This is a genomic window from Lacrimispora struthionigena, assembly GCF_048627165.1.
In the GTDB taxonomy this organism is placed as follows: Bacteria; Bacillota; Clostridia; order Lachnospirales; family Lachnospiraceae; genus Lacrimispora.
On the sequence record NZ_JBMBWP010000002.1, the window covers coordinates 2,258,758 to 2,280,548 of the forward strand.

Annotated in this window: 19 protein-coding genes; 6 read left to right on the forward strand and 13 right to left on the reverse strand. The window is 42.3% G+C overall.

Features of this window, described 5'->3' with window-relative positions:
* The first annotated feature begins 30 nt into the window (after positions 1-30).
* Both ACOAOT_RS19535 and ACOAOT_RS19540 read left to right on the forward strand, forming a co-directional pair.
* Complete coding sequence (locus ACOAOT_RS19535) at positions 31-258, forward strand: helix-turn-helix domain-containing protein (RefSeq protein ID WP_420218504.1); 228 nt, start codon at positions 31-33, stop codon at positions 256-258.
* Positions 251-805: a hypothetical protein gene (locus ACOAOT_RS19540; protein ID WP_420218505.1), complete on the forward strand. Its 555-nt coding sequence runs from the start codon at positions 251-253 to the stop codon at positions 803-805. The genes ACOAOT_RS19535 and ACOAOT_RS19540 overlap by 8 nt, the downstream gene beginning before the upstream one ends.
* A gap of 26 nt (positions 806-831) precedes the next feature.
* Here the strand turns inward: ACOAOT_RS19540 and ACOAOT_RS19545 are convergent, their stop codons facing one another.
* A complete protein-coding gene (locus ACOAOT_RS19545; RefSeq protein WP_420218507.1) occupies positions 832-1,752 on the reverse strand; it encodes a DNA-methyltransferase in 921 nt (306 codons plus the stop codon).
* Positions 1,753-2,704: 952 nt separating this feature from the next.
* Between ACOAOT_RS19545 and ACOAOT_RS19550 the strand changes: the two genes are divergently transcribed.
* Positions 2,705-2,974, forward strand: a complete 270-nt coding sequence (locus ACOAOT_RS19550; protein ID WP_420218508.1) for a DUF4368 domain-containing protein — start codon at positions 2,705-2,707, stop codon at positions 2,972-2,974.
* Positions 2,975-3,079: 105 nt separating this feature from the next.
* Here the strand turns inward: ACOAOT_RS19550 and iolG are convergent, their stop codons facing one another.
* From iolG to ACOAOT_RS19590, 8 genes are all read right to left on the reverse strand, one after another.
* On the reverse strand, positions 3,080-4,093 hold the full coding sequence (iolG, locus tag ACOAOT_RS19555) for an inositol 2-dehydrogenase (RefSeq protein ID WP_420218509.1): 1,014 nt from the start codon (positions 4,091-4,093) through the stop codon (positions 3,080-3,082).
* Positions 4,094-4,120: 27 nt separating this feature from the next.
* On the reverse strand, positions 4,121-5,020 hold the full coding sequence (gene iolE / locus ACOAOT_RS19560) for a myo-inosose-2 dehydratase (protein ID WP_420218510.1): 900 nt from the start codon (positions 5,018-5,020) through the stop codon (positions 4,121-4,123).
* A gap of 70 nt (positions 5,021-5,090) precedes the next feature.
* Positions 5,091-5,876: a 5-deoxy-glucuronate isomerase gene (locus tag ACOAOT_RS19565; protein WP_420218511.1), complete on the reverse strand. Its 786-nt coding sequence runs from the start codon at positions 5,874-5,876 to the stop codon at positions 5,091-5,093.
* 31 nt (positions 5,877-5,907) lie between these two features.
* On the reverse strand, positions 5,908-7,839 hold the full coding sequence (iolD, locus tag ACOAOT_RS19570; protein ID WP_420218512.1) for a 3D-(3,5/4)-trihydroxycyclohexane-1,2-dione acylhydrolase (decyclizing): 1,932 nt from the start codon (positions 7,837-7,839) through the stop codon (positions 5,908-5,910).
* A 20-nt stretch (positions 7,840-7,859) separates the two neighbouring features.
* Positions 7,860-8,894, reverse strand: a complete 1,035-nt coding sequence (iolC, locus tag ACOAOT_RS19575; protein ID WP_104433861.1) for a 5-dehydro-2-deoxygluconokinase — start codon at positions 8,892-8,894, stop codon at positions 7,860-7,862.
* 158 nt (positions 8,895-9,052) lie between these two features.
* Positions 9,053-10,072 carry a LacI family DNA-binding transcriptional regulator gene (locus ACOAOT_RS19580; RefSeq protein WP_420218513.1) on the reverse strand — a complete coding sequence of 340 codons (1,020 nt, stop codon included), beginning with the start codon at positions 10,070-10,072 and terminating at the stop codon, positions 9,053-9,055.
* A 95-nt stretch (positions 10,073-10,167) separates the two neighbouring features.
* Positions 10,168-11,679 (reverse strand): CoA-acylating methylmalonate-semialdehyde dehydrogenase, encoded by a 1,512-nt coding sequence (locus tag ACOAOT_RS19585; protein WP_420218514.1) that lies wholly within the window; start codon positions 11,677-11,679, stop codon positions 10,168-10,170.
* A gap of 49 nt (positions 11,680-11,728) precedes the next feature.
* On the reverse strand, positions 11,729-12,574 hold the full coding sequence (locus tag ACOAOT_RS19590; RefSeq protein WP_420218515.1) for a class II fructose-bisphosphate aldolase: 846 nt from the start codon (positions 12,572-12,574) through the stop codon (positions 11,729-11,731).
* A gap of 225 nt (positions 12,575-12,799) precedes the next feature.
* Here ACOAOT_RS19590 and ACOAOT_RS19595 point away from each other — a divergent pair, with 225 nt between their 5' ends.
* Positions 12,800-13,579: a DeoR/GlpR family DNA-binding transcription regulator gene (locus tag ACOAOT_RS19595; protein WP_349671927.1), complete on the forward strand. Its 780-nt coding sequence runs from the start codon at positions 12,800-12,802 to the stop codon at positions 13,577-13,579.
* Here the strand turns inward: ACOAOT_RS19595 and ACOAOT_RS19600 are convergent.
* The 4 genes from ACOAOT_RS19600 to ACOAOT_RS19615 all read right to left on the reverse strand — a co-directional run bounded on the left by ACOAOT_RS19600 (position 13,576) and on the right by ACOAOT_RS19615 (position 18,255).
* Positions 13,576-14,895, reverse strand: a complete 1,320-nt coding sequence (locus ACOAOT_RS19600) for a glycoside hydrolase family 28 protein (protein ID WP_420218516.1) — start codon at positions 14,893-14,895, stop codon at positions 13,576-13,578. The genes ACOAOT_RS19595 and ACOAOT_RS19600 overlap by 4 nt on opposite strands.
* A 147-nt stretch (positions 14,896-15,042) precedes the next feature.
* The gene (locus tag ACOAOT_RS19605) at positions 15,043-15,888 is read right to left on the reverse strand and encodes a carbohydrate ABC transporter permease (protein WP_420218517.1); all 846 of its coding nucleotides are present in this window, start codon (positions 15,886-15,888) and stop codon (positions 15,043-15,045) included.
* A 5-nt stretch (positions 15,889-15,893) separates the two neighbouring features.
* A complete protein-coding gene (locus ACOAOT_RS19610; RefSeq protein ID WP_420218518.1) occupies positions 15,894-16,805 on the reverse strand; it encodes a carbohydrate ABC transporter permease in 912 nt (303 codons plus the stop codon).
* A gap of 79 nt (positions 16,806-16,884) precedes the next feature.
* Positions 16,885-18,255 carry an ABC transporter substrate-binding protein gene (locus ACOAOT_RS19615; RefSeq protein ID WP_420218519.1) on the reverse strand — a complete coding sequence of 457 codons (1,371 nt, stop codon included), beginning with the start codon at positions 18,253-18,255 and terminating at the stop codon, positions 16,885-16,887.
* Between the two features lie 215 nt (positions 18,256-18,470).
* On the opposite strand from ACOAOT_RS19615, the gene ACOAOT_RS19620 reads away from it, so the two are divergent.
* Both ACOAOT_RS19620 and ACOAOT_RS19625 read left to right on the forward strand, forming a co-directional pair.
* Positions 18,471-20,228 carry a sensor histidine kinase gene (locus ACOAOT_RS19620; RefSeq protein ID WP_420218520.1) on the forward strand — a complete coding sequence of 586 codons (1,758 nt, stop codon included), beginning with the start codon at positions 18,471-18,473 and terminating at the stop codon, positions 20,226-20,228.
* Positions 20,222-21,748 carry a response regulator transcription factor gene (locus ACOAOT_RS19625; RefSeq protein ID WP_420218521.1) on the forward strand — a complete coding sequence of 509 codons (1,527 nt, stop codon included), beginning with the start codon at positions 20,222-20,224 and terminating at the stop codon, positions 21,746-21,748. Before ACOAOT_RS19620 ends, ACOAOT_RS19625 begins: the two co-directional genes overlap by 7 nt.
* Positions 21,749-21,791 lie beyond the last annotated feature (43 nt).

Genomic DNA, 21,791 nt, shown 5'->3' on the forward strand with positions numbered 1-21,791 from the left:
GATTGATATTGAATAATGGAGGTTAATTAAGTGGAGGATATATGCCTATTGTTTGGAAAAAATGTTCGAAAGTATAGAACTGAAAAAAAAATATCACAAGAAGAATTTGCAAGTATCGTTGGACTTCACAGAACTTATATAAGTGCTGTTGAGCGAGGTCGAAGGAGTATTGCATTGGAGAACATTAAAAAAATCGCTGATGCTCTTGACATTGACGTTTATAAACTTTTCATATTTAAGGAGGAATTCGATGAGTAAAATGGACGATGGAATAAAAAGAATAATAGGTGAATATAGAAATTCCTTTTCAGAGAAAACTTATTCAGATGAGAATAATGAAACAGATATTTTAATGCAAGCGTTTAATATATCCCCTGAATTAAAAAGAGAGAATCGACAGTATTGGGGTAGAGAGCTTGGAATGGCATGGCAAAGAATTGTAATTGAAATTTTTAAAAATAACCATCCTCAGTATAGCCCTGCATTGAGGTTTGGTGGAGATGAGCCTTGTGACTTAGTTGCTGGCAAGGATGCAATTGACACAAAATATCGAGTAGGGTCTGGAGACTCAGGAACACTAAAAAAGTTTAAGCAATATGGGGAAATGCTTAGAAACGAAGGGTATAGACCTGTATTTCTTATGTTGAGAAGTGACAACCTTAACGCAGCTATAACTGCTTGTAAAACGGGTGGGTGGACTGTACTTACAGGAAAAGACTCTTTTAAATATATCCTTGATAATACAGGCGTAGATATTGAGAAATATTTAAAGGATTTAGGAAGCAACTATCATATAAAAAGGTAGCACCCTAAAAAGTGCTACCTCATATTTTAAAAGGATAGTTGTTCTGGCGTAGTTACAGCATTTTGCAATCGTTTTTGTGCTATTTCAATATATTCGTTATCAATCTCAATCCCAACAAAGCCTATACCTAAACAAGAGGCTGCCAATGCAGTTGTACCAGAGCCCATGAAAGGATCGATAACTAAGTTATCTTCGTATTTTGGAACAGACATCTCAATCAGCATTTTTATTAAATCTAATGGTTTTACTGTGATGTGGTCATTAAAATCATCAATTGAATCTCGCTTTATATCCTCAATTATATTTGATTGAAATTTATTATTTACTTTCGCATGAAGTACGCTAACTTTGTATTCGGTAAGGGTTTCAATATAGTTATTAGACAATGGCTTCTGAACTAACGATATTGCTTCCCATTCGTTTCGGAGACAGCTATGCCATCCTTCCCATCTTTCAGAATCTTCTACACCCATCTTTTGTAGTTTTTTGGATATATTTAACCCTTTTGGAATTCCACTGTGTCTTCTCCATGCAATTATATCTCTAGTGTAAAAACCTACATTTTCAAGTCCAACTTGCACATGAGCAACTGTTCTAGTACTGTTAAATGTGAAAACATACGCACCCGGCTTCAGAATCCTATAAAGTTCCTTACCCCATTCTTCAACCCATTTTTGGTATTCAATAATATTTTCTCGATTCTTTTTGTACCATCTTTCATTTCGTACTCCACCAGCCAACCCACTACCGTATGGCATGTTCTTTACTAGAGTAGATGAGTTTTGAACGCGCTCAGTTCTTCTTTTTATTTCCTCTTTATCCCATTTGCGTCCTGCAAATTCATAGTTATATGGTGGATCAGTTATACATCCAGCAATTGAATTGTCAGGTATCTTTTTCATGACTTCAATACAATCTCCACAAATTATTCTATTTAAAAATTCCAATTTGATTTCTCCTTTCAAGTTGACTATATAGAATTGTAGCATATAAGTAACAAATATTCCAGTCAAATTATCTCTCCTATGTACAAAATATATTTTAATTTTAAATTTTTGTTATACAGATGCCCTTCTAAACGTAGAAGTTTATGAGGGCATAAAATTTCTGGTTCTCAACACTACGATTTGTCATGGCAAATAATAAAGATTTTTTTGTAGGATGTCTATTTCATCGTGGAAGTAAGTGAGAGGATAAATTCTTTTCGTACAACTTGCCTTCTCATCGTGAAAATATATGAGAAGAAAATTTTGTAGGATAGCTAAATTTTTATCTTAAGTAGTGAGGGGCACTTTTTTGGAACCAACCACTCGTTTCGTCGACGAAATAAGTAAAGGCACTTTTTTTCAAAACAGGTTGTCAAAATTGCTTTCTTGTTGGCTATACAGTATGGGCTTCTCTCAACTTTATAAAGAAAAATTCAAAGGAGGAATCACAAAAATGAAAAAACGATTCAACACCATTGATGGTCAAACACTTATGACCATGCCACTTTAGCCGCTTGAATTTGTCATTGAAAATGCGGGGTCACCAAAAGTGGGTAAAAGTTGGCTTGCTGTTACTGTTTCAAAAGGCGAAAAAATATGGGCAATAAAGTAAAGCAAGGAGATACTTTGTAACTCTGCTTTGAGGACAGCCAAATTCGAATTCAAAATCGACTGTTTGAAATTACAGATGAAGCTTAAGCGGCAGTTAATTTCTGTACAGAGCAAGCAACACTTGGCGGTGAATTAGAAGAATTAGATGAGCGGATCAGAACTTTTGTAGATGAGCATCCAAACTGTGTTCTGATTATTATCAACACCCTTCAAATGATTCGTGGGTCTGCTATTGACAATAGCTATGCTAGTGATTATAGTGATTTATCTGTTTTAAAAAATATTGCAGATGAACTTGGAATTGCCATACTGCTCATGTCGAATTGTTATTGAAAAAGCGAAACGGTATACTGACATCACAGAAGTGACGTCAGTATTATTACACCTTTTTATAGACAAGATTGTAGTGGGTGAAAAGGCTGAAAGATATTCAAGAACTGCTGAACAATGCGTCTGGATCTACTATCGTGACATTGGAATACTTGATGATGTCACTAAGGAAAATGATATATCAGAACTTGATTATGAATTTATTGCTGAGAATAACGATGAGCTAAGGCTTGTAATCTAGGCAAAACAAAAGCGGACAGCTTTAACTGTCCGCTAAATACCACCATTCATTAGTAGGTGCAGAAAGTATCCTTATGAACATGCCTTAAGAGGCAGGTCCTTTGTCTTACATTGTAATTTCGGAGATTCTAACCGGTCTGTGCTCTTTCACAGATTTCTTAGCTGCGATTCCCATTAATACCGGTTTTAAACCATCTAATACGCCAAGAGGAGTGTCTGTATCATTCTCAATGGCCTGGATAAAGCAGTTCACTTCTTTTGCAAAGGACTGCATATAACGCTCTAAGAAGAAGTAAAGAGGTTTCTCGCCAGTCACACCGTCAGCAGTGCTTAAAACTGCACTGGATTCTGTGTCGTTTGTAGTTGCAACCATACCCTTGGAGCCGAATACTTCTGCTCTCTGGTCATAGCCGTAAGCTGCTTTTCTGGAGTTGTCGATTACAGCAATTGCGCCATTCTCCATCTTGATTGTGATTACAGCAGTATCCACATCGCCAGCTTCTCCAATTGCTGGATCAACTAAAACTGCAGACTGTACATAGATCTCTTCTGCATCACATCCAGCCAGGTAACGTACCATATCAAAATCATGAATGGTCATATCAAGGAACATACCGCCGGATACTGCTGCATATTCTGCGCTGGGTGGCTCAGGATCTCTGGAGGTAACTTTGATGATATGGGGATCGCCAATTTTTCCTGCTGCAACTGCATTTCTCACTGCTTCAAAGTTGTGGTCAAAGCGGCGGTTAAAGCCTACCTGATATTTAACCTTACTATCCTTTAATGCATCAATTACCTCTTTGATCTTCTCTACGTCATGATCAATTGGCTTTTCGCAGAATACATGCTTTCCAGCCTTAATTGCTTCTACAGAGATAGGAGAATGAGTGTTTGTAGAGGAGCAGATTAAAACTGCATCGATCTCCGGATCTGCCAGAATTTCTTTATAATCCTTGGTTGTATTGGATACACCCATGCTCTTTGCCCAGTTTGCTGTTTCTTCGTTCATAAATGGGTCAGCGATTGTCTTAATTGTTGCGTTCTTAACGATATTGCAGATGCTTGCGGTATGAACCTTTCCGATTCTGCCTGCTCCGATAATTCCTACGGTTACCATAATATTCTTCTCCTTTTATCCTTTAAATTAAAGACCTGTTTTCTCAGCAATAAACTTTCTTGCACGGATTGCATACTCTAACGGATTAGCCTTAGCCGGATCCTGCTCTGCTTCCACTACCATATATCCCTCATAAGCTGCATCTTCCAGCACCTTGAAGATCGGCTCAAAATCTACACAACCATCGCCTGGAATGGTGAATGCGCCTGCACGTACGCCTGCTAAGAAGCTCATCTTCTCTTCTCTCACCTGTTTTACAACTTCCGGACGAATATCTTTTAAATGTACATGTTTAATACGCTTGATGTGCTTTGTTACCATCTCAACCGGATTCTCTCCGCAGTAAGCAAAGTGGCCGCTGTCAAAAAGAAGGCTTACGTATTCCGGATCTGTATGTTCCATCATGCGGTCTGTCTCTGCAGCTGACTGAACTACGGTTCCCATATGATGGTGGAATGTTAATGCCACACCGTATTTTTCTTTGGACAGCTTGCCAAGACGGTTTAAGCCTGTGCACAGAAGATCCCATTCTCTGTCGTCCATCTCATGCTTTCCTTCGAAAACCGGCTGGTCCTGAATTCCCTGTGTGCTGTAGCTCTGCTCGGAAACACCTACTACCTTTGCGCCCATGGCAGCTAAGAAAGCTACATGTTTCTCAAACTCAGCCTCAGTCTCCTCGTAAGGTTTGCTGATTAAGAATGTGGAAAACCATGCATTGCAGATCTCAACCCCTCTTAATTCCAGAGCCTTCTTTAAAACCTCCGGATCTTTGGGGTATTTATTACCCACTTCAGAACCGGTAAATCCTGCAAGTGCCATTTCGCTGACACACTGCTCGAAGGTATTCTCCTTACCTAAATCCGGAAGATCATCGTTTGTCCATGCAATTGGTGCAATTCCTAATTTAACTTTCTCCTTGTTTAACATTTTTGCTTCCCTTCCCTGTCTTATCATATTTTTATACCGCTGGTTTCGCGGCGATTAACCCCTGTGTTATTTAAAACTCCGCATCATGCAGCCACACGTATCGTTCATCTTCGTTACGGTCAGTCTGATTCCATGGATTGCCCTCCAGATGGCGGATCATCCAACAGGTATACATCTGGTATCCCGGAGCCACTGCCTGGGGATGGAGTTCCCCTCCCGGAATTGCGGAAAAGCTTCCGTCTGTGCTTTTAAATACCTGGTCGCCTACAAAGCTTGCACCGAATCCTTCCGGGTGGTCAAAAAGGAAATAGTAGGTCTCCGGCTGTGGATGTCTGTGAGGAAGATAACCGGACCAGTTTCCCCGGTCATTTAAAACCTCTCCTAAAACCATATTGGAGTAAGGAGCGATCTCTATATCAAAAATCGTATTCACCCGCCGTTTTGCCACATTACCAAACTTGCCCACAGAAGAATACTTCCATGGCGCATCTTCGGGCTGATACAGTTTTGCTTCAAAGGTTCTCTTATTTTCTGCTGACTGGACTAAAATTTCTGAATCCTCTTTTGCTTCCACGGAAATCTCTGTTCCTGCACAGCCATGCAGACACCATGGTCCCTCCGTAAAAACATCAATTCTTGAGGCTTCCTGTTCCACACTGCCGCCACGGTATACGATCTTTCCCTTTAGAAGAAGCACAGCTGTTTCCTCTTCTTCTTTTAAAAAGGTTCTGGTTTCCCCAGCTTTCATGCGGTAAACACGAATGTCCATGTTCATCTCCTTATACTCATTGGTATAAGTTGTTAAAATCTTTTCTCCGGACTCATCAAATTCCGGATATCCGAATACCTGACTCATATTTTCTTCCTTTCCGGTCATGTCCGGCCGTTTAATACTTTCTTGCTGCGTTTCTGCCTTCCATGACTCTTCCAAACGCTTCGTTTACGCTGGTTTTTTCAGACGTATCAGCAAGTCCCACATTCCACCAGGATTCATATCCGTCGGACATGGTCTTTGGAATTACCTTTAAGTCAAACAGGCAGGCTCTCTCCTGGCTCTTGGCATCCTTTAATGCATCTTCCAGTTCTGCAATGGTACGGCAGGTATAAGTCTTTAATCCATAACCTTCTCCCACCTTTGCATAGTCTACAGGGATTAAATCGCCGGTTGGTTTTTTCCCGTCTGTATAGCGGTACTCTGTTGCAAGGCTTCCAATTCCGTGGTTCATCTCCAGGTTGTTGATACAGCCAAAGCCGCAGTTATCAAAGATGAGGATATTGACTTTTTGTCTTTCCTGCATAATAGTCATAATTTCACTGTGCAGCATCTGAAAACTGGAATCGCCGACTACGCAGTAAACCTCATGTTCCGGCTCTGCAAATTTGACGCCCAGAGTTGCTGCCACTTCATATCCCATACAGGAATATCCATACTCAGCGTGATATCCGCCCCGCTTGTCAGTGGTCCACATACGCTGCATACAGCTTGGAAGGGAACCTCCTGCCGTAATAATTGTGGCATCTGCATCGATTACTCTTCTGATTGCTGCCAGTGCTGCGGTCTGGGTGATCTTACCATTGGTCAGACGGACAAATTCCGGAATTGTTCTGGGATCTCTTGCTTTGATAATGGGTTCGAAATCATCTCCTGTATACTCAATGCTGCCCAGGCGAACCATCTCTTCATCCCACTTTTTCTTTGCGTCTGTGATCTCATTGCGGTACTGGGATACATACTGTTTTTCTCTCAGCTTTTCCGTCAGTGCCTCTACGGTAACTTTTGCATCTCCCACTGCCATGGATGCATCCATCTTATAGGCATGAAATCTGCTGTTATTTATGGTAACAAATTTCACATTTTCTCTTTTAAACAGCCACTTGGAGCTGGTGGTAAAATCGCTGAGTCTGGTTCCAATGGCGATTACCACATCTGCATCCTTTGCAATGACATTGGAGGCATAAGTACCGGTCACTCCGATTCCTCCAAGACAGTACGGATGGCTTGATTTGCAGGCGCTCTTTCCAGCCTGGCTCTCTCCAAATGGAATCTTAAATTCTTCACAGAATTGTTCTACCACTTCTCCTGCATCTGAGTAACGAACTCCTCCGCCCACAATCACAATGGGTTTCTTTGCTTCTGCAATGATGTCAGCAATCTCTTCCAGTTCTTCTTCCACTGCCACAGGTCTTGTAATCTTATGAACCCGTTTCTTAAAGAAATACTCCGGATAATCAAAGGATTCTCCCTCTACATCCTGACAGAGGGAAATACAGCAGGCTCCCGTCTCTGCCGGATCTGTGAGCACACGCATTGCATTAATTAAAGCGCTCATAATCATCTCTGGTCTGGTAATTCTGTCCCAGTACTTGCATACCGGTTTAAATGCATCATTGGTAGTCGTTGCAAGGCTGCTGCTCTGCTCTAACTGCTGAAGTACCGGATCAGGCTGTCTGGATGCGAAGGTGTCCGCAGGAAATACCAGCAGCGGAATGTTGTTGACGGTAGCAGTGGCGCAGGCTGTCACCATATTGGCAGCGCCAGGTCCTACTGAGGAAGCACAGGGAATAATTCTTCTTCGCTGGTTCTGTTTGGCAAATGCAATGGCTGTATGACACATCCCCTGCTCGTTTCTTCCCTGAAGAACCCGAAGCTGTCCCGGATTCGTGTCCAATGCCTCTCCCAGACCAACTGCAATTCCATGTCCGAAGATTGTAAAAAAGCCTTCAACAAACTTAATTTCTGTTCCATCCACTGAAACATACTGGTTATCCAGGAACTTTACTAGTGCCTGTGCTGTTGTCATTCTTATTGTTTTTGACATGTTCCGCTCTCCTTTATATTTTATACACGGGCGATCATCTCACCGAATTTTTCCTTTTCCTCTTTTATAAATGCATGCACTTCCTCTGGTGTGGGAAGGGAGTCTGAGCAGTTATTGCTCTTTACCATCATGGACGCTTCTGCAGAACCAAATTCCAGGCAGTCAATAATATCCCAGCCCTGATACAGACCATATAGGAAACCGGAACCATATCCGTCTCCGCCTCCAAAGCCCTTTCTCGCCTCTACCGGGAACGGTTTAATGGAAAATGACTGACCGTCGCGGGTATATGCGGTTGATCCCTTCATACCATGCTTGATTACTACGATTGCTGCATGATATCCCTGCCATAAAGCGGCACTTTCTTCATCTGTCATACCAGGTTTAATCAGCTTTTCTGTCAGATCAAATTCTTCTCTTGATCCCATAATAATATCCGCTTCTTTTGCAACAGTTGAGTAGTAAATGGATAACTCATCTGTATTTTTCCAGTTATATGCCCTGTAATCAATGTCAAATATAATTCTTACATCGTTTCTCTTAGCCAGCATCACAGCCTTAAGAGCCGCTTCTCTTGATGGGCTCTCGGCAAGTGCAGTACCTGATATTAAAATTGCTTTCGCCTTTTTAATGTATTCCTCGTCGATGTCTTCCACACTCAGCTGTAAATCAGCAATGCAGTTTCTATACATCAGAATGCTGCTTTCGCTTGAGGACAGCATCTCTGTAAAAGTAAGTCCCAGTTTTTCTCCGTTTTTACATTTTGTAATGTGGGAGGTATCAATTCCCTGTTCATTAAAATAATCCACTACAAATTCCCCGAACTGGTCATCTGATACTTTTCCAAGAAAACCAGCTTTCATACCATGTCTTGTCACGCCTACGGCAATGTTGGCAGGAGAACCGCCCACAAATTTTTCAAACATGTGAACCTTTTTTAGCGGCTTAAACTCTTCCTTCACCTGCTCATTGTAAGCAGGGTTAAAATCAATGGCCACTCTGCCAAGAAGTATTAAATCAAGCTCTCTGGCTTCGTTAAATTTTATATATTCCATCGTTACACCTCTCCCATCTGTTTGCGTGCTTTTTCGCTCATCTCATGTGCCTACATTATACCACGCACGCAGTCCGCGTGCAAGTAATTTCGCTTAGTTAATAAAAAAAATCAGGACCTGTTTTTTACTCTGAACAGACCCCTGATTCCATGGTGATTTTAAATATTGTATTTTGTTTTAATAATAATATCCGTGTAAAAAAATTCCTGCTCTTTTCTGCTCCCAGCCTGCATGATATCCGTTAGGATGAACAGGGCGCGGTACCCTTGTGTATAACCGTTCTGGTCAATGAGAAAATCCGCTATTCCTTCTTCCAGAGCTTTGATATTTCCCGTGGTCAGATCATAGATAATAATATGGGGTTTTTTATCCAGCTTAAGCTCATCAAACGCCTTTTTTACGCCCCCCTGGCCTCCTGAGAATATCACCGCACCCTGGAGATCCGGATAAGCAGTCAGGGTGTTGACAAGGATTTTTTCCACCTCTTCCTTTTCATCAAAGCTGCTTTGTACTCCTACAAGCTCAAGCCCCGGAAATGTCCTCTTTATCTCATCCACAAACCCGTCCACACGCATGCTGTTAACACTATTCCCAAAATATCCTGTAATAGCGAGAATCTTTCCCTGTCCGCCGGTGAGCATTCCCATAAGCCCGGCCGCTGTGCGTCCGCTCCGTTTGTTGTCCTGGCCTACAAAACAGCTTCGTTTTGTCCCTACAATATCCGTATTAAACGTTACGACCGAGATCCCCTGCTCAATCAGGGAATTGATCTTATCCCTTATTTTATCACACTCCACAGGCATGATCGCAATGCCTGACACCTTGTTTTTTTCCAGTCTTTCAATGGCTGCAAGCTGCTCTTCCTCACTTACCGTGACACATTCTTCCATTACAAAGACAATTCCTCTTTTTTTCAATTCCTTTTGTGCATCTTCTAACCCTTTTCTGATGGGAATCATAAATGACGATTTAGCCAGCTGGGTTACAATGCCGATTTTAACCGATTCCTTTTTTACTGCCGTCTTATCTTTTTTCGGCACGTAACCGATTTCGTCTGCAATCTGAAAGATCCGCTCTTCCACTTCCTTGTCAATCCGCCCCCGTTTATTTAACGCGCGGTCAACAGTACCTCTGGACACACCTGCCCGCTCTGCTATTTCCCGAATCGTTCCCGCCATCTGTTCTCTCCTTTAACAATTCACTTCACCAATCATATCACACATAAAAATAGCACGCAAGTGTATGCGTGCTATTTTTTCAATAAAAACAAATTTTAGATTGTTCCATCCCAGGTATTAACAGCCGTGGACTCTCCCGTTTCTTCGTCGAACCATCTGGTGGTAACAACTTTATTCTCTGTATAGAATCTGAAACCATCTTTTCCTAAGCAGTGAAGATCTCCGATAAATGACAGCTTATTGCCGTTGAATGGGAACATACCAACCGGAACCGGAATTCCTACGTTGATACCGATCATACCGCCGTCTGTATGTCTTGCAAACTCTCTTGCATAGCGACCGTTCTGTGTAAAGATAACAGAACCGTTGGCATATGGATTGGCATTCATGACTGCAAGTCCTTCCTCGAAGGTCTTTACTCTCTTAATGCAAAGTACCGGTCCGAAGATCTCTCTTTCGCCTACGCTCATTTCAGGTGTAACATGATCAAGAATTGTTGGCCCTAAGTAGAATCCTTTTTCAAAACCTTCTACTACTACATCACGGCCGTCCAGTACCACCTTGGCACCTTCTGCGATTCCTGTCTCAATCCATTTTACAACAGAATCCTTGTGTGCCTGATTGATAACCGGTCCAAGATTTGTGGTTTTATCATAAGCTGGTCCCACTTTTAACTTCTTAGCCTGAGCTACGATTTCTGCTACAAGTGCATCCGCAATTTCTTCCTGAACAACAACTACCGGAAGAGCCATACATCTTTCACCAGCACAGCCAAATGTGGAGTTGATGATACCTGCTGCCACACGTTTAACAGGAGCATCTTTTAATACAAGAGCGTGGTTCTTGGCTTCGCAAAGTGCCTGAACTCTCTTTCCTGTTGCTGCAGCTGTGGAATAAATGTGCTTTCCAACCGATGTAGAACCTACGAAGGTAATTCCCTTAACATCATCGTGTGTAAGAAGAATCTCTGCTTCGTTTCTGGAGCAGGTAACAATATTAATTACGCCATCCGGAAGTCCTGCTTCTTTGTACAGCTCCGCGATACGCATGCTGGACTGAGGAGTAAAGGAGGCTGCTTTTAATACGATGGTGTTACCGCATGCGATACACATAGGAGTCATCCAGCCCATTGGAATCATAGCCGGGAAGTTAAATGGTACGATACCTGCGAATACGCCCAGAGGCATACGATATAATACTGTGTCAAATCCGCTGGAAGCGTCCATTAAGCTTTCTCCCATCATCAGTGACGGAGCGCTGATGGCCTGCTCGGTTCCTTCTTTTGCTTTCAGAACATCACCCTGAGCTTCTTCCCAGTTTTTACCGTTTTCTTTTGCTACCAGCATGGTCAGTTCATCCATATGCTCGATCAGTAAATCTCTCAGCTTATAAAGAATCTGAACTCTTTTAATAACCGGAGTTGCTGACCAGGATGGAAATGCAGCTTTCGCTGCTGCTACAGCCTCTTCCACTTCATCCGGAGTACAGCATGGTACTTTCGCAATCACTTCACCAGTGCTTGGGTCAAAGGCATCTGTATACTTCGTTGTTTTAGATTCCTTCCACTGACCGTTTACAAAATACTTTAATGTTTTTACTTCTCCCATTTTTCTATCCATTCCTTTCTTAGCGGTTTTATATATTTAATGGTTAATATTATAGCGGCTCTACACAGTTAAAGATCCTGATATGCTGCTTCACATTCTCATATACGCCCTGGACCATGGCTTCATTCAGTCCAAAGTAATCATGTCTGCCTTCTGATTTCAAATACTTTTCAGCTTCTCTGGTAAGACTGTCAAAGCTGGCTGTTGCAATGTTGATCTTTCGGATTCCAAGTCCAACTGCCTTTCTGAAGTCCTCCGGAGTGATTCCGGTTCCGCCATGTAATACCAGGGGAACATCTGTCTTTTCATCAATTGCCTTTAAAACATCAAAGGCCAGTCTGGGTGCTACCGGGTAATTGCCGTGGGCATTGCCAATGGCTACGGCCAACGCATCCACACCTGTCTTTTCACAAAATACTCTCGCGTCTTCCGGATTGGTGCAGCGGATTCCCTCATCTGTGCTCCCATCCTCACTACCGCCTACAAGACCAAGCTCCGCTTCTACGGTGGCCCCATATTCTTTTGCCAGACAGGCTGCTTCTAAGGTTTTGTTAATATTCTCTTCAAAGGGAAGTGTGGAGCCGTCCATCATGACTGAGGTAAATCCATATTCCAGAGCCTGTCTCAGCACACCTATGGTCTTGCCGTGATCTAAATGAACTGCAATCTCTACCTTTGCGTTCCTTGCAGCTTCTACCATCATAGGCCCCATGAGTGACAGCGGGGAATGTGGCAGACGGACTTCTGCAATCTGTAAGATAATGGGAGTGTTCATTTCTTCAGCTGCCTTTACCGCACCTTTTATCATCTCTAAGTTCCCAACACTGAATGCTCCCACCGCCCGATTTTGCTCTGATGCCTGATTTAGCAAATCTTTCATTTTTACTAATCCCATGTCCTGTTTCCTCTCTCTTCCTCCCTTTATGAGTATGTTTTGATTTTGTTTTTGTAATGTGTTGGTTATATTCTAACACCTTAATCGAGAACGGTCAAGATCTACTGAAAAAAAAATTTCTTAATTTGGTGATCTATTGGTGATTTCTTGATATTTTTGCTTGTGTCTGATATAATAGGTCAATAACAGCAGAACAATGGAACCGCCATATAAGGAGTACAAGCTATGAGAATTTCCCGAATCGAACAATTAGAGCAATATATACTGGAGCACAAATCCGCATCCATCGATACCCTGTGCGAATTATTTCAGATATCCAAAAACACGCTGCGCCGGGATCTGGAGGTGCTTGTGGGAAGAGGAACTGTGGAAAAGGTATATGGAGGTGTAATTGCCTCAGAAAATATTCCACCAATACCAGATCTGGTCACATTTCAGGACAGAGCCAGCCGTAATTTTTTAAGCAAGCAGCGAATTGCATCTCTTGCCGCTTCCTTTGTACGGGACAGAGATATCATATTCATTGACAGTGGAACCACTACCATGAATATTGTAGACTTTCTTACTCATTTAAATACAGTCACTGTCATAACAAACAGCATTCAGGTCATTAACAAATCCATGAATTATCCTAATATTGACTTAATCGTGCTCCCAGGCACTTTAAAAAGGGATACCGCTTCTCTGACTGGCAGCTCCTGTGTGGAATATTTAGAGGATTATAACATCGTACGTGCATTTATGGCATGTACCGGTATTTCCGTGGAATCAGGAATCTGTAATGCATCAACCGATGAGTATAACATAAAAAAAGCAGCATTAAAAAAAAGCCAGAAGCATTATCTTCTGGCAGATTCTTCCAAGTTTGGCCGGGCATCCCTTATGACCTATGGAGATATGAATCAATTTGATTATATTTTAACTGAAAAGATGCCGGAAGACGCGTTCTGCTCCTATTGCAAAGAGCAAAACTGCGCCATTTCCATTGCTTCTTATGAGGATTAAATTGTGATTTCCTGTGAGTGGCTTAAGGTAACATCCTGTTTGTAGAACGGTCTCATACTTTCCGCCACCTGAATCTTCACATGCTCAAACCGGATATCCCTGGCATACTCCGCATAAATTCCGGATATTTTAGTACGAATCAGTCCATCTCCCTGGCAGGGGCGGATATCATATCCCTCAATCTCCCAGCGGGAGTTTTTCTCCAGAGTGAGGTGGATGTTTTCAAAACTCACGTCTTCAATATAGTTATCTTCGCTTCCCCGGATAAAGATTCCGTTTTCACCCTTGCAGCTGATATTCTCAAACCGCACATTTCTGATTTTTCCGGCCTTTACACCCGGCTTTCTGTCGTGGGCTGTGATGCAGATCGGTTCTGCCCTTCCCCACCACTCATGAGAAAAGCGGCGTGTTTCAATGGTGATATTGGAGAATACCACATTTTCAACATTTCCTCCGTCCCTGATCTGTATGGAGATACCACGGTTGCTTTTACTGATGGTACAGTTTTCTACCAGAACATTTCTGAAATCACTTTCCCCTTCTGTTCCGAACTTAATCGCAGCACTGGTGGAGATTAAAGTACAGTTTGAGATTACAATATTCTCACAGGGACCGTACTGTTTATAGTCACCGGAATTTTTTAATACAATTGCATCGTCGCCGCATTCAATGTGGCAGCCGATAATCCGTACATTGGTGCAGTGATCCGGATCAATGCCGTCAGAATTAGCCATCTGTAAGTTATTAAGAAGGCGGATTCCCTCAATTAATGCATCGTTGCATCCCACCAGATGAACGGTCCAGAATGCGCAGTTTACCAGCTTCACGTCACGGATGGTGAGATGGTTAAATTTTTCTAACAGCATCAGGGGAATTCTTGGATAATAAGTTCCTTCAATGTGATAACCGGAATTATCCCCGTAAAATATGGCCTCATTGGCATCTATGGTGCCAAATCCGGTGATTGCCACATTCTCCTGGTCATAACCGTATATAAATGCATGAAATGGTCTGCCATTATATTCACTGTTTAAAAAAGATGGAAGACCGGATTCATGAGCCACGATCTTTCCGCCGTTGGCCAGAGGATAATAATCATTTAAATCATCGCTGGCCTTTAATACTGCTCCCATCTCTAAATGAAACTCTACATTTGATTTAAGAAGAATTGAACCGCTGTTATAGATATATCCGCCGGGAAGGAGTACACGGCCGCCGCCTGCGCCAGTGCATTCGTCAATTGCTTTCTGAATTGCTGCGGCGTCATTTGTTTTCCCATCGCCTTTTGCTCCGAATTCCAATACATTGTAAATCATAATTTCCTCCATTTCCTGTGCCTCAACCAGATTGTACTACTAAACTGCCCAATTATATCAATTTAGACTGACAAATGAAAGGTCTAAACCAAAAAAAATAACAGAGGCGCACAAAAAAGCTGTTTTTTGTACTGCCTCTGCCATATTTTAACCTTTTAAACCAGATGTACTGATTCCTTCCACCAGATACTTCTGCAGGCTGATAAAGATAATAACTGCAGGCATAATGGAGAGTGTTGCCATTGCAAACATGGCTCCGTAATCAGAGGAGGAACCTGGATCACAGAACAATTTCAATGCAAGACTGACGGGATACTTTGCAGATTCATTAATGTATAGGAGGGCGGAAAGGAAATCATCCCATCTCCACATGAACGAGAAAATACTTGCAGTAATTAAAGCCGGTGTAATTAAGGGCAGTATAATTCTTGCAAATATACCGTAGTAGGAGCAGCCGTCAATCTTAGCCGCTTCATCAAGTTCCCTGGGAATTCCGTCAATGAAGTTAATCATCAGGTAGATGAAGAAACCCTGAATTGCAAAATAATAGGGGACAATCAGAGGTCTGTAACTTCCTACCCACCCCAGCTTCTGATACCATAAATACTGGGGAATCATTAATACCTGCGCCGGCAGCATCATGGAAAGAAGCATGGCTACGAACAGGAACTTTCTTCCAAAAAATCTGCATCTGGCCAGTCCATATGCCACAAAAGCAGAGGAAAATACCGTACCAAGGGTTGCAACAACAGCAATAAACATGGAATTTCTTAAAAATACAGCAAATCCTGTTTTTGCAAATCCTCTCCAGCCAGTTGCATAATTGGCAAACACAAACTTCTTAGGTATCAGCTGACCTGCTGTGATAAAAATAGTATTGCTTTCCTTAAACGAACTCATGATCATCCAGACAAGAGGGTAAATCATGATCAGACCAAGGCCGCAGACAATGACGTGATAGACAATCCCGCCGATTCTTTTCCTTGTTTTCATGAATATTACACTCCTTCCGTATAGACCCAGAATTTTTTAGTAGCAAATAAGATTAACGTGATCAATCCGATTATTCCCAGCATGACCCATGCCAGAGCCGCACCATAACCGGTATTGTAAAACTCAAAGGATTGCTGGTACATATAAACCGTGTAGAACAAAGTGGAATTCAGGGGTTTCCCCTGTGTAATAATAAAACACTGTGTAAATGCCAAAAATCCATTGATGGTCTGCATAACCAGGTTAAAAAAAATGGTGGGAGTCAAAAGAGGCAGTGTGATCTTAAAAAACTGGGAAAACCGGTTTGCCCCATCCACTCTTGCGGCTTCATAAAGCGTAACCGGAATCTGTTTCAGTGATGATAAGAAGATCAGCATGGAAGAACCAAACTGCCAGACAGCCAGTATAATCAGGGTCCAGATGGCTGTATTTACATTTCCAAGCCACGGGAAACTGGTCTTTATTCCTATAATCCGAAGCAGCTGATTTATCACTCCGTCGGTTGCAAATATACGCTTCCAGAGAATCGCCACCGCCACCGAACCACCGATAATAGATGGCAGATAGTAGGCCGCGCGGTAGAATGCCGTAGCTTTTGTAGTCCTAAACAGAATAAGTGCTACAATAAGGGCAAATACCAGACGCATGGGAACCGATACAAATGCAAAATAAAAGGTAACTCCAATGGTTTTTAAAAACACCGGATCATCCGTAAACATCTTTATGTAATTTTTCATTCCTACAAAGACTGGCGGTGCCAGAATGTTGTAGTCACAAAAGGAATAATAAAGGGACAGCCCCATGGGAACTACCATGAACATGAGAAATCCTATGCTAAACGGAAGGCTGAATACGAATCCTGCCGTACTTTCCCTGTTCATAAAATGTCTGAAGCTTTCCCTCTTTTTTTCTTTCATATACGTCCCCTCCGTTCACATATCACTGCTCTGATTGAAAACGGGGCAGAGCGTTCTCTGCCCCGAATATTACCGGAAATTATTTCTGGCTCATGATCTTATTGGCACTGTTAAAGAATTCCTCAGCAGCCGCTTTTGAATCAAATGTACCATAGCAAAGCTGTTCCTGAACCTGATTTAACAGATTAAATACCTCACTTGCTCCATCTGGCTGGGGAGGATTGATCGGTGAACTGTTAGGTGTTACAACTTCGTTGATATAGCGGATGATCTCCTGGTTGATGGCATCCATCTTGGGTGAAAGCTCCTGTGCAATCTTACTGGATGCAGGAACGCCTCTTTCGCCTAAAAGAATATTATTTGCATCGCTTGAATTAATCAGATAATCTAACACTTTCACTGCTTCATCCGGATTCTTGGTATGAGCACCAATGGAGAAGAACTGGCTGGATTTTAAGTAGCCGGACTTCTTGGGATCAGGTGATGGCCAGGTAGTCATGCCAATGGTCACACCTTCCGGAGCAGCGTTCTGGACTGCTGTCAGCTGGTTGGAGTTTGCAAATGCGCACCAGGACATGGTTTCGGGGCTGGAACCATTTACAAGTGGATCCTGTTCCACAGAACCAATGGAGATTTCTGCAAATACACCCGGATCAATGAGCCATCCCTCTTTTAAGCCGGTCTCATACATCTGGAAGAACGGAATGTAATCTTCTGCTTTTCCGCCCATCTTCTTATCACCAAATAAAACCACATCGTATGCTCTCATAAAATAGTCCAGATAAGTCTGGGCTGTGCCGTAAACGATTGATGTCTTATATCCGGTTTTTTCATATACCTGCCGGCAGACTGCCTCAAAATCGTCAATAGTCATATAGTCCTTGATAGTGATACCGTTCTTATCAAGTAACGTCTTGTTATACATCATGGCAGGAGAGTTAATACCTGCACAGATTGCATAAACTCCTCCGTCTACAGTACCGGAAGCCATGGTGTTTTCCGAAATATTGGATACATCCAGGGCACCCTTTTCAATATAAGGCTTTAAATCAACTAACAAGTTGTTCTTTACATACTGGTCTATGTACATGTAATCCATCTGAACCAGATCAGGAAGTGACTGGCCTGCTGCCGATGTAGCAAGCTTATTCCAGTAATCAGACCACTCGGAAAACTGTCCTTCAATGGTTACTCCTTTATTCTGTTCGGAATAAAGGTCTAAAGCTGCCTGTGTTCTCTCATTTCTGACCTGGTTCCCCCACCAGCTCATCGTGAGTTTTACATCTCCACTTCCACCGGAGGCTTCCTTAGAAGGAGCCGTCGTGGCCGCCTGTGTGGTTGCAGGTGCCTGAGTTGCAGCTGTGGTAGCGCTTGCTGAACTTCCTCCGCAACCTGCCAGAGAAGCTGCTGCCATACAGCAGGACATCAGTAATGCAATTTTTTTCTTCATAATACCTTCCTCCTTAAAATTAAGAACTCATCTTAGGTAGTTTTATTATACGTTTCTAAGACTAAGCAGTAAATGCGGAAAACCGAGTTCAAAGTGGAAAAAACCGTGTTTTTTTGTATAATTTGTATATTTTTAACGGTTTTGTGTTGTATTATTGTTACGTTTTATATATAATCTGTTTATCAGACCAGGGGCTGTCCCGTTAAGGAGGACGTATGAAAGCATTTATCCGGAATCTTACGTTAAAGAAGAAGATTCAGTCCATAGTGTTTCTGTGTATTCTGCTCCTTACCATTGTTTCCATATTTAATATCCGCATGATCTCTGTTGCCCACCAGAAGGTGCTTTATCAGACAGTTGCTTCCTCTTTGTCTTTTTCCGCCAAGGAACTAAATAACCATCTGGACGTGATCAGCACCATGGCGGATATGGTGCTTGCAGACAGTACCATGCAGAAAAATCTGGGAATCCTAAAGGATACAGATCAGATCCAGGAACGCACCGTGGCCTATAAGGCGATCTATGGTATGTTAAATGAGTACTATTTTAACTTCAGAAAAAATAACATCCGCTACATGAGCCTGTACCAGGGTAATTTTTCCATTCACACCCACATTATCAATAAAGAAAAACTTCCCGATTCCATACGCAAGGACTTAATTTCACGGGCTGAAGAGGCAAAGGGAAAGACCATTCTCGTAACGGATTACAGCGACCAGTACGGACTTTTTATGGTTAAGAACATCCGCCGCACCCAGTTTTTAAAGCTGGATTCCATCGGCAGCCTGATCATAAACATTGATATGAAGCAGTTGATTGACTCGTCAACGGATAACAGCCATCTTTACGAATCCGCCGATTATATCCTGTATGATGGGGATAATTTAATCTACCAGTCTTCTGCCGTTACTGACAAAGATCCTACGGTGATCTCAAAAATCTTCCTATCCCGTTACGGACTGTTTCAGTCCATGGGAAAGAACTACTTCTATGTAAGACAGGCTCTATCCAACTATAACTGGGATTATGTCTGTATCATTCCTTATGACAACATCCTGGCTTCTCTCACCACAAGTTTTCGCTTCTCCTTTATTATCACTGTCATTGCAGTAATTATTTCCAGCATCCTGTCTTCCGCACTGATTGACTCCATAATGCGGCATTTTAATAACCTGCTGTTAAAAATGAAGAACTTCGCTGACGGCCAGAAAGAGTCCCTTGATATTCCCTATGATTATACTGGGCGAACCGATGAACTGGGTATCCTTCATACCCAGTTTGACCAGATGGTAAATGAAGTAAATGAACTGATTCAAAACGGCTACTTAAACGAGATTCTAAGAAAGGAAGCACAGCTAAAAGCCCTGGAAACCCAGATGAACCCCCACTTTCTTTACAACACACTGGAATCCATCAACTGGAGAGCCAAATCGGTGGGCGCAAAGGATATCTCATCCATGGCTGAAAATCTGGGTACGCTTTTAAGAATTACTCTGGATCAGAAAAGCAAAGAAGTACCTTTAAGGAGGGAGCTGGAGCTGGTACAGTGCTATATGACCATTCAGAAATTCCGTTATGAAGACCGGCTGGAATATAAAATCACAGTACCCGAGGATCTTTACTCCTGTTACGTGTTAAAACTCACTCTGCAGCCATTGGTGGAAAACTCCATACGATACGGCCTGGAAGAGAATACAGAGGGCTGTTTTATTCACATATTGGCAGAACGGTCTTTGGATGTTCTTTATGTTTACATAAGAAATAACGGATCAGCTTTTGAAGACCAGCTGTTAGAAAAGCTGAAGACCAATCAAATCAGTCCCCATGGCTTTGGAATCGGGCTTCTTAACATTCTGCAGCGGATGCAGCTGACCTATGGGGAAGATTATGGACTCACCCTTTATAATGAAAATGAACAGGCAGTGGCAAGGCTTGCCTTTCCTCTTGCCCGAAAGGAGAATGGAGATTGTTGAAATTAATGATTGCAGATGACGAACGTATGATACGGGAATCCATTTCCAGTTTAATAGACTGGAACAGTCTGGGAATCGAGCTGATTGGAAGCTGCAGCGATGGCATCGAGGCCTATAACATGATACTTGATGAATCCCCTGATATTGTTCTGACCGACATCCGTATGCCGGGAATTTCCGGTCTTGAACTGGTTGAGCGGATCTCACAGACAGACATGGATATCCAGTTTATTATTCTTTCCGGGTTTGGAGAATTTGAATATGCCAAGCAGGCCATGAAATACCGGGTACACCATTACCTGCTAAAGCCAAGCAATGAAGAGCAGATTATTGAGAGTATGAAAGATGTGATTAAGGAATATTATCACAGGCGTGCCTTTAAAGATCTGCAGGACAGACAGAAATCACTAACCTGCCACCTTCATTATAGTGTGCTGGCAAATATTATTAACGAAGGAATTTTTATGGAGGAGGGTTTAAGTCCCGCCTGGGAAGTCTATTCCGGCTTTATGGATTTCTGCTACACCGGTTATGAGCTGTGCTACCTTCATTATCTGGAAGAACCCTTCCTGGAAACAGCTCTCCAGCTGATTTATGACTACATGACCGAAAGTGCACCGGGCATTGCCGTATACAGCATCTATGTTAAAAACACCCTGATACTGTTTTTTGAAAGCCACCAGGTATCCTATGAACTTCTGGATGATTTTATGAGACAGCTGGCATTAAACGATCAGTCTATTACACTGGATTATCACAGAAGCACCTATCCAAATCTGATTCAGCTGATCGAAGCCTTAACCTCAAAGATCAGACGGTATGGTATGATCTATTTTATGAATGGTTTAAGACCAGTACCAATCTGTAACTATAAAAATATGATCGAGAAACTGGAACAACTGACTACTCTTTTGATGGAAGCAGATATGAAAGAGCAGCAGATGGGCCTAAAAGAACTGAAGGACACGCTTCACGATATCAGCAATCCTGATTTTTTAAAGCAGGCAGGTTCCCGCATTATAATTAAATTAACAGCCGGAAACCGCTATGGCTCTTCAATCGTAGCCACCGAATATTTATTGACCTTAAACCAGCAGACGGATCCGGAAATCATACGCAATATGCTGATGGAGAAAATAAACAGGATACTGGAGGACTCTTTGGAAACCACCAGATCCTACAGTCCGTTTATTGAAAAAGTCATACAGTATGTGGAGAACAATTTAGACAATCCAAGCCTGACACTAAAATGGATTGCTGATAACTACTTATTTATGAATGTGGATTATGTAAGTGCCCGTTTTATGAGAGAAACCCGGCAAAAATTTTCCAATTACCTGACTACCCAGCGAATCCAGAAAGCAAAACAGCTTCTGGCTGAGGGGCACGCAGAGCAGATTCAATGGATTGCAGAAAAGGTGGGCTGCGGAAACAACCCCCAGTATTTCAGCCAGATTTTTAAGAAAAATACGGGTATGTCGCCCAGTGCTTACGTGAAACGGATGAATGGAGGAGAATAAAAAAACCGCCCTGGTCTGGTTTTGGAATTCCAGCCATGGCGGT

Coding starts and splice junctions, on each gene's coding strand:
- ACOAOT_RS19540 (WP_420218505.1), top strand. CDS start 251: ATGAGTAAAATGGACGATGGAATAAAAAGAATAATAGGTGAATATAGA.
- iolG (WP_420218509.1), bottom strand. CDS start 4,093: ATGGTAACCGTAGGAATTATCGGAGCAGGCAGAATCGGAAAGGTTCAT.
- iolE (WP_420218510.1), bottom strand. CDS start 5,020: ATGTTAAACAAGGAGAAAGTTAAATTAGGAATTGCACCAATTGCATGG.
- ACOAOT_RS19565 (WP_420218511.1), bottom strand. CDS start 5,876: ATGAGTCAGGTATTCGGATATCCGGAATTTGATGAGTCCGGAGAAAAG.
- iolD (WP_420218512.1), bottom strand. CDS start 7,839: ATGTCAAAAACAATAAGAATGACAACAGCACAGGCACTAGTAAAGTTC.
- iolC (WP_104433861.1), bottom strand. CDS start 8,894: ATGGAATATATAAAATTTAACGAAGCCAGAGAGCTTGATTTAATACTT.
- ACOAOT_RS19580 (WP_420218513.1), bottom strand. CDS start 10,072: ATGGCGGGAACGATTCGGGAAATAGCAGAGCGGGCAGGTGTGTCCAGA.
- ACOAOT_RS19585 (WP_420218514.1), bottom strand. CDS start 11,679: ATGGGAGAAGTAAAAACATTAAAGTATTTTGTAAACGGTCAGTGGAAG.
- ACOAOT_RS19590 (WP_420218515.1), bottom strand. CDS start 12,574: ATGGGATTAGTAAAAATGAAAGATTTGCTAAATCAGGCATCAGAGCAA.
- ACOAOT_RS19595 (WP_349671927.1), top strand. CDS start 12,800: ATGAGAATTTCCCGAATCGAACAATTAGAGCAATATATACTGGAGCAC.
- ACOAOT_RS19600 (WP_420218516.1), bottom strand. CDS start 14,895: ATGATTTACAATGTATTGGAATTCGGAGCAAAAGGCGATGGGAAAACA.
- ACOAOT_RS19605 (WP_420218517.1), bottom strand. CDS start 15,888: ATGAAAACAAGGAAAAGAATCGGCGGGATTGTCTATCACGTCATTGTC.
- ACOAOT_RS19610 (WP_420218518.1), bottom strand. CDS start 16,805: ATGAAAGAAAAAAAGAGGGAAAGCTTCAGACATTTTATGAACAGGGAA.
- ACOAOT_RS19615 (WP_420218519.1), bottom strand. CDS start 18,255: ATGAAGAAAAAAATTGCATTACTGATGTCCTGCTGTATGGCAGCAGCT.
- ACOAOT_RS19620 (WP_420218520.1), top strand. CDS start 18,471: ATGAAAGCATTTATCCGGAATCTTACGTTAAAGAAGAAGATTCAGTCC.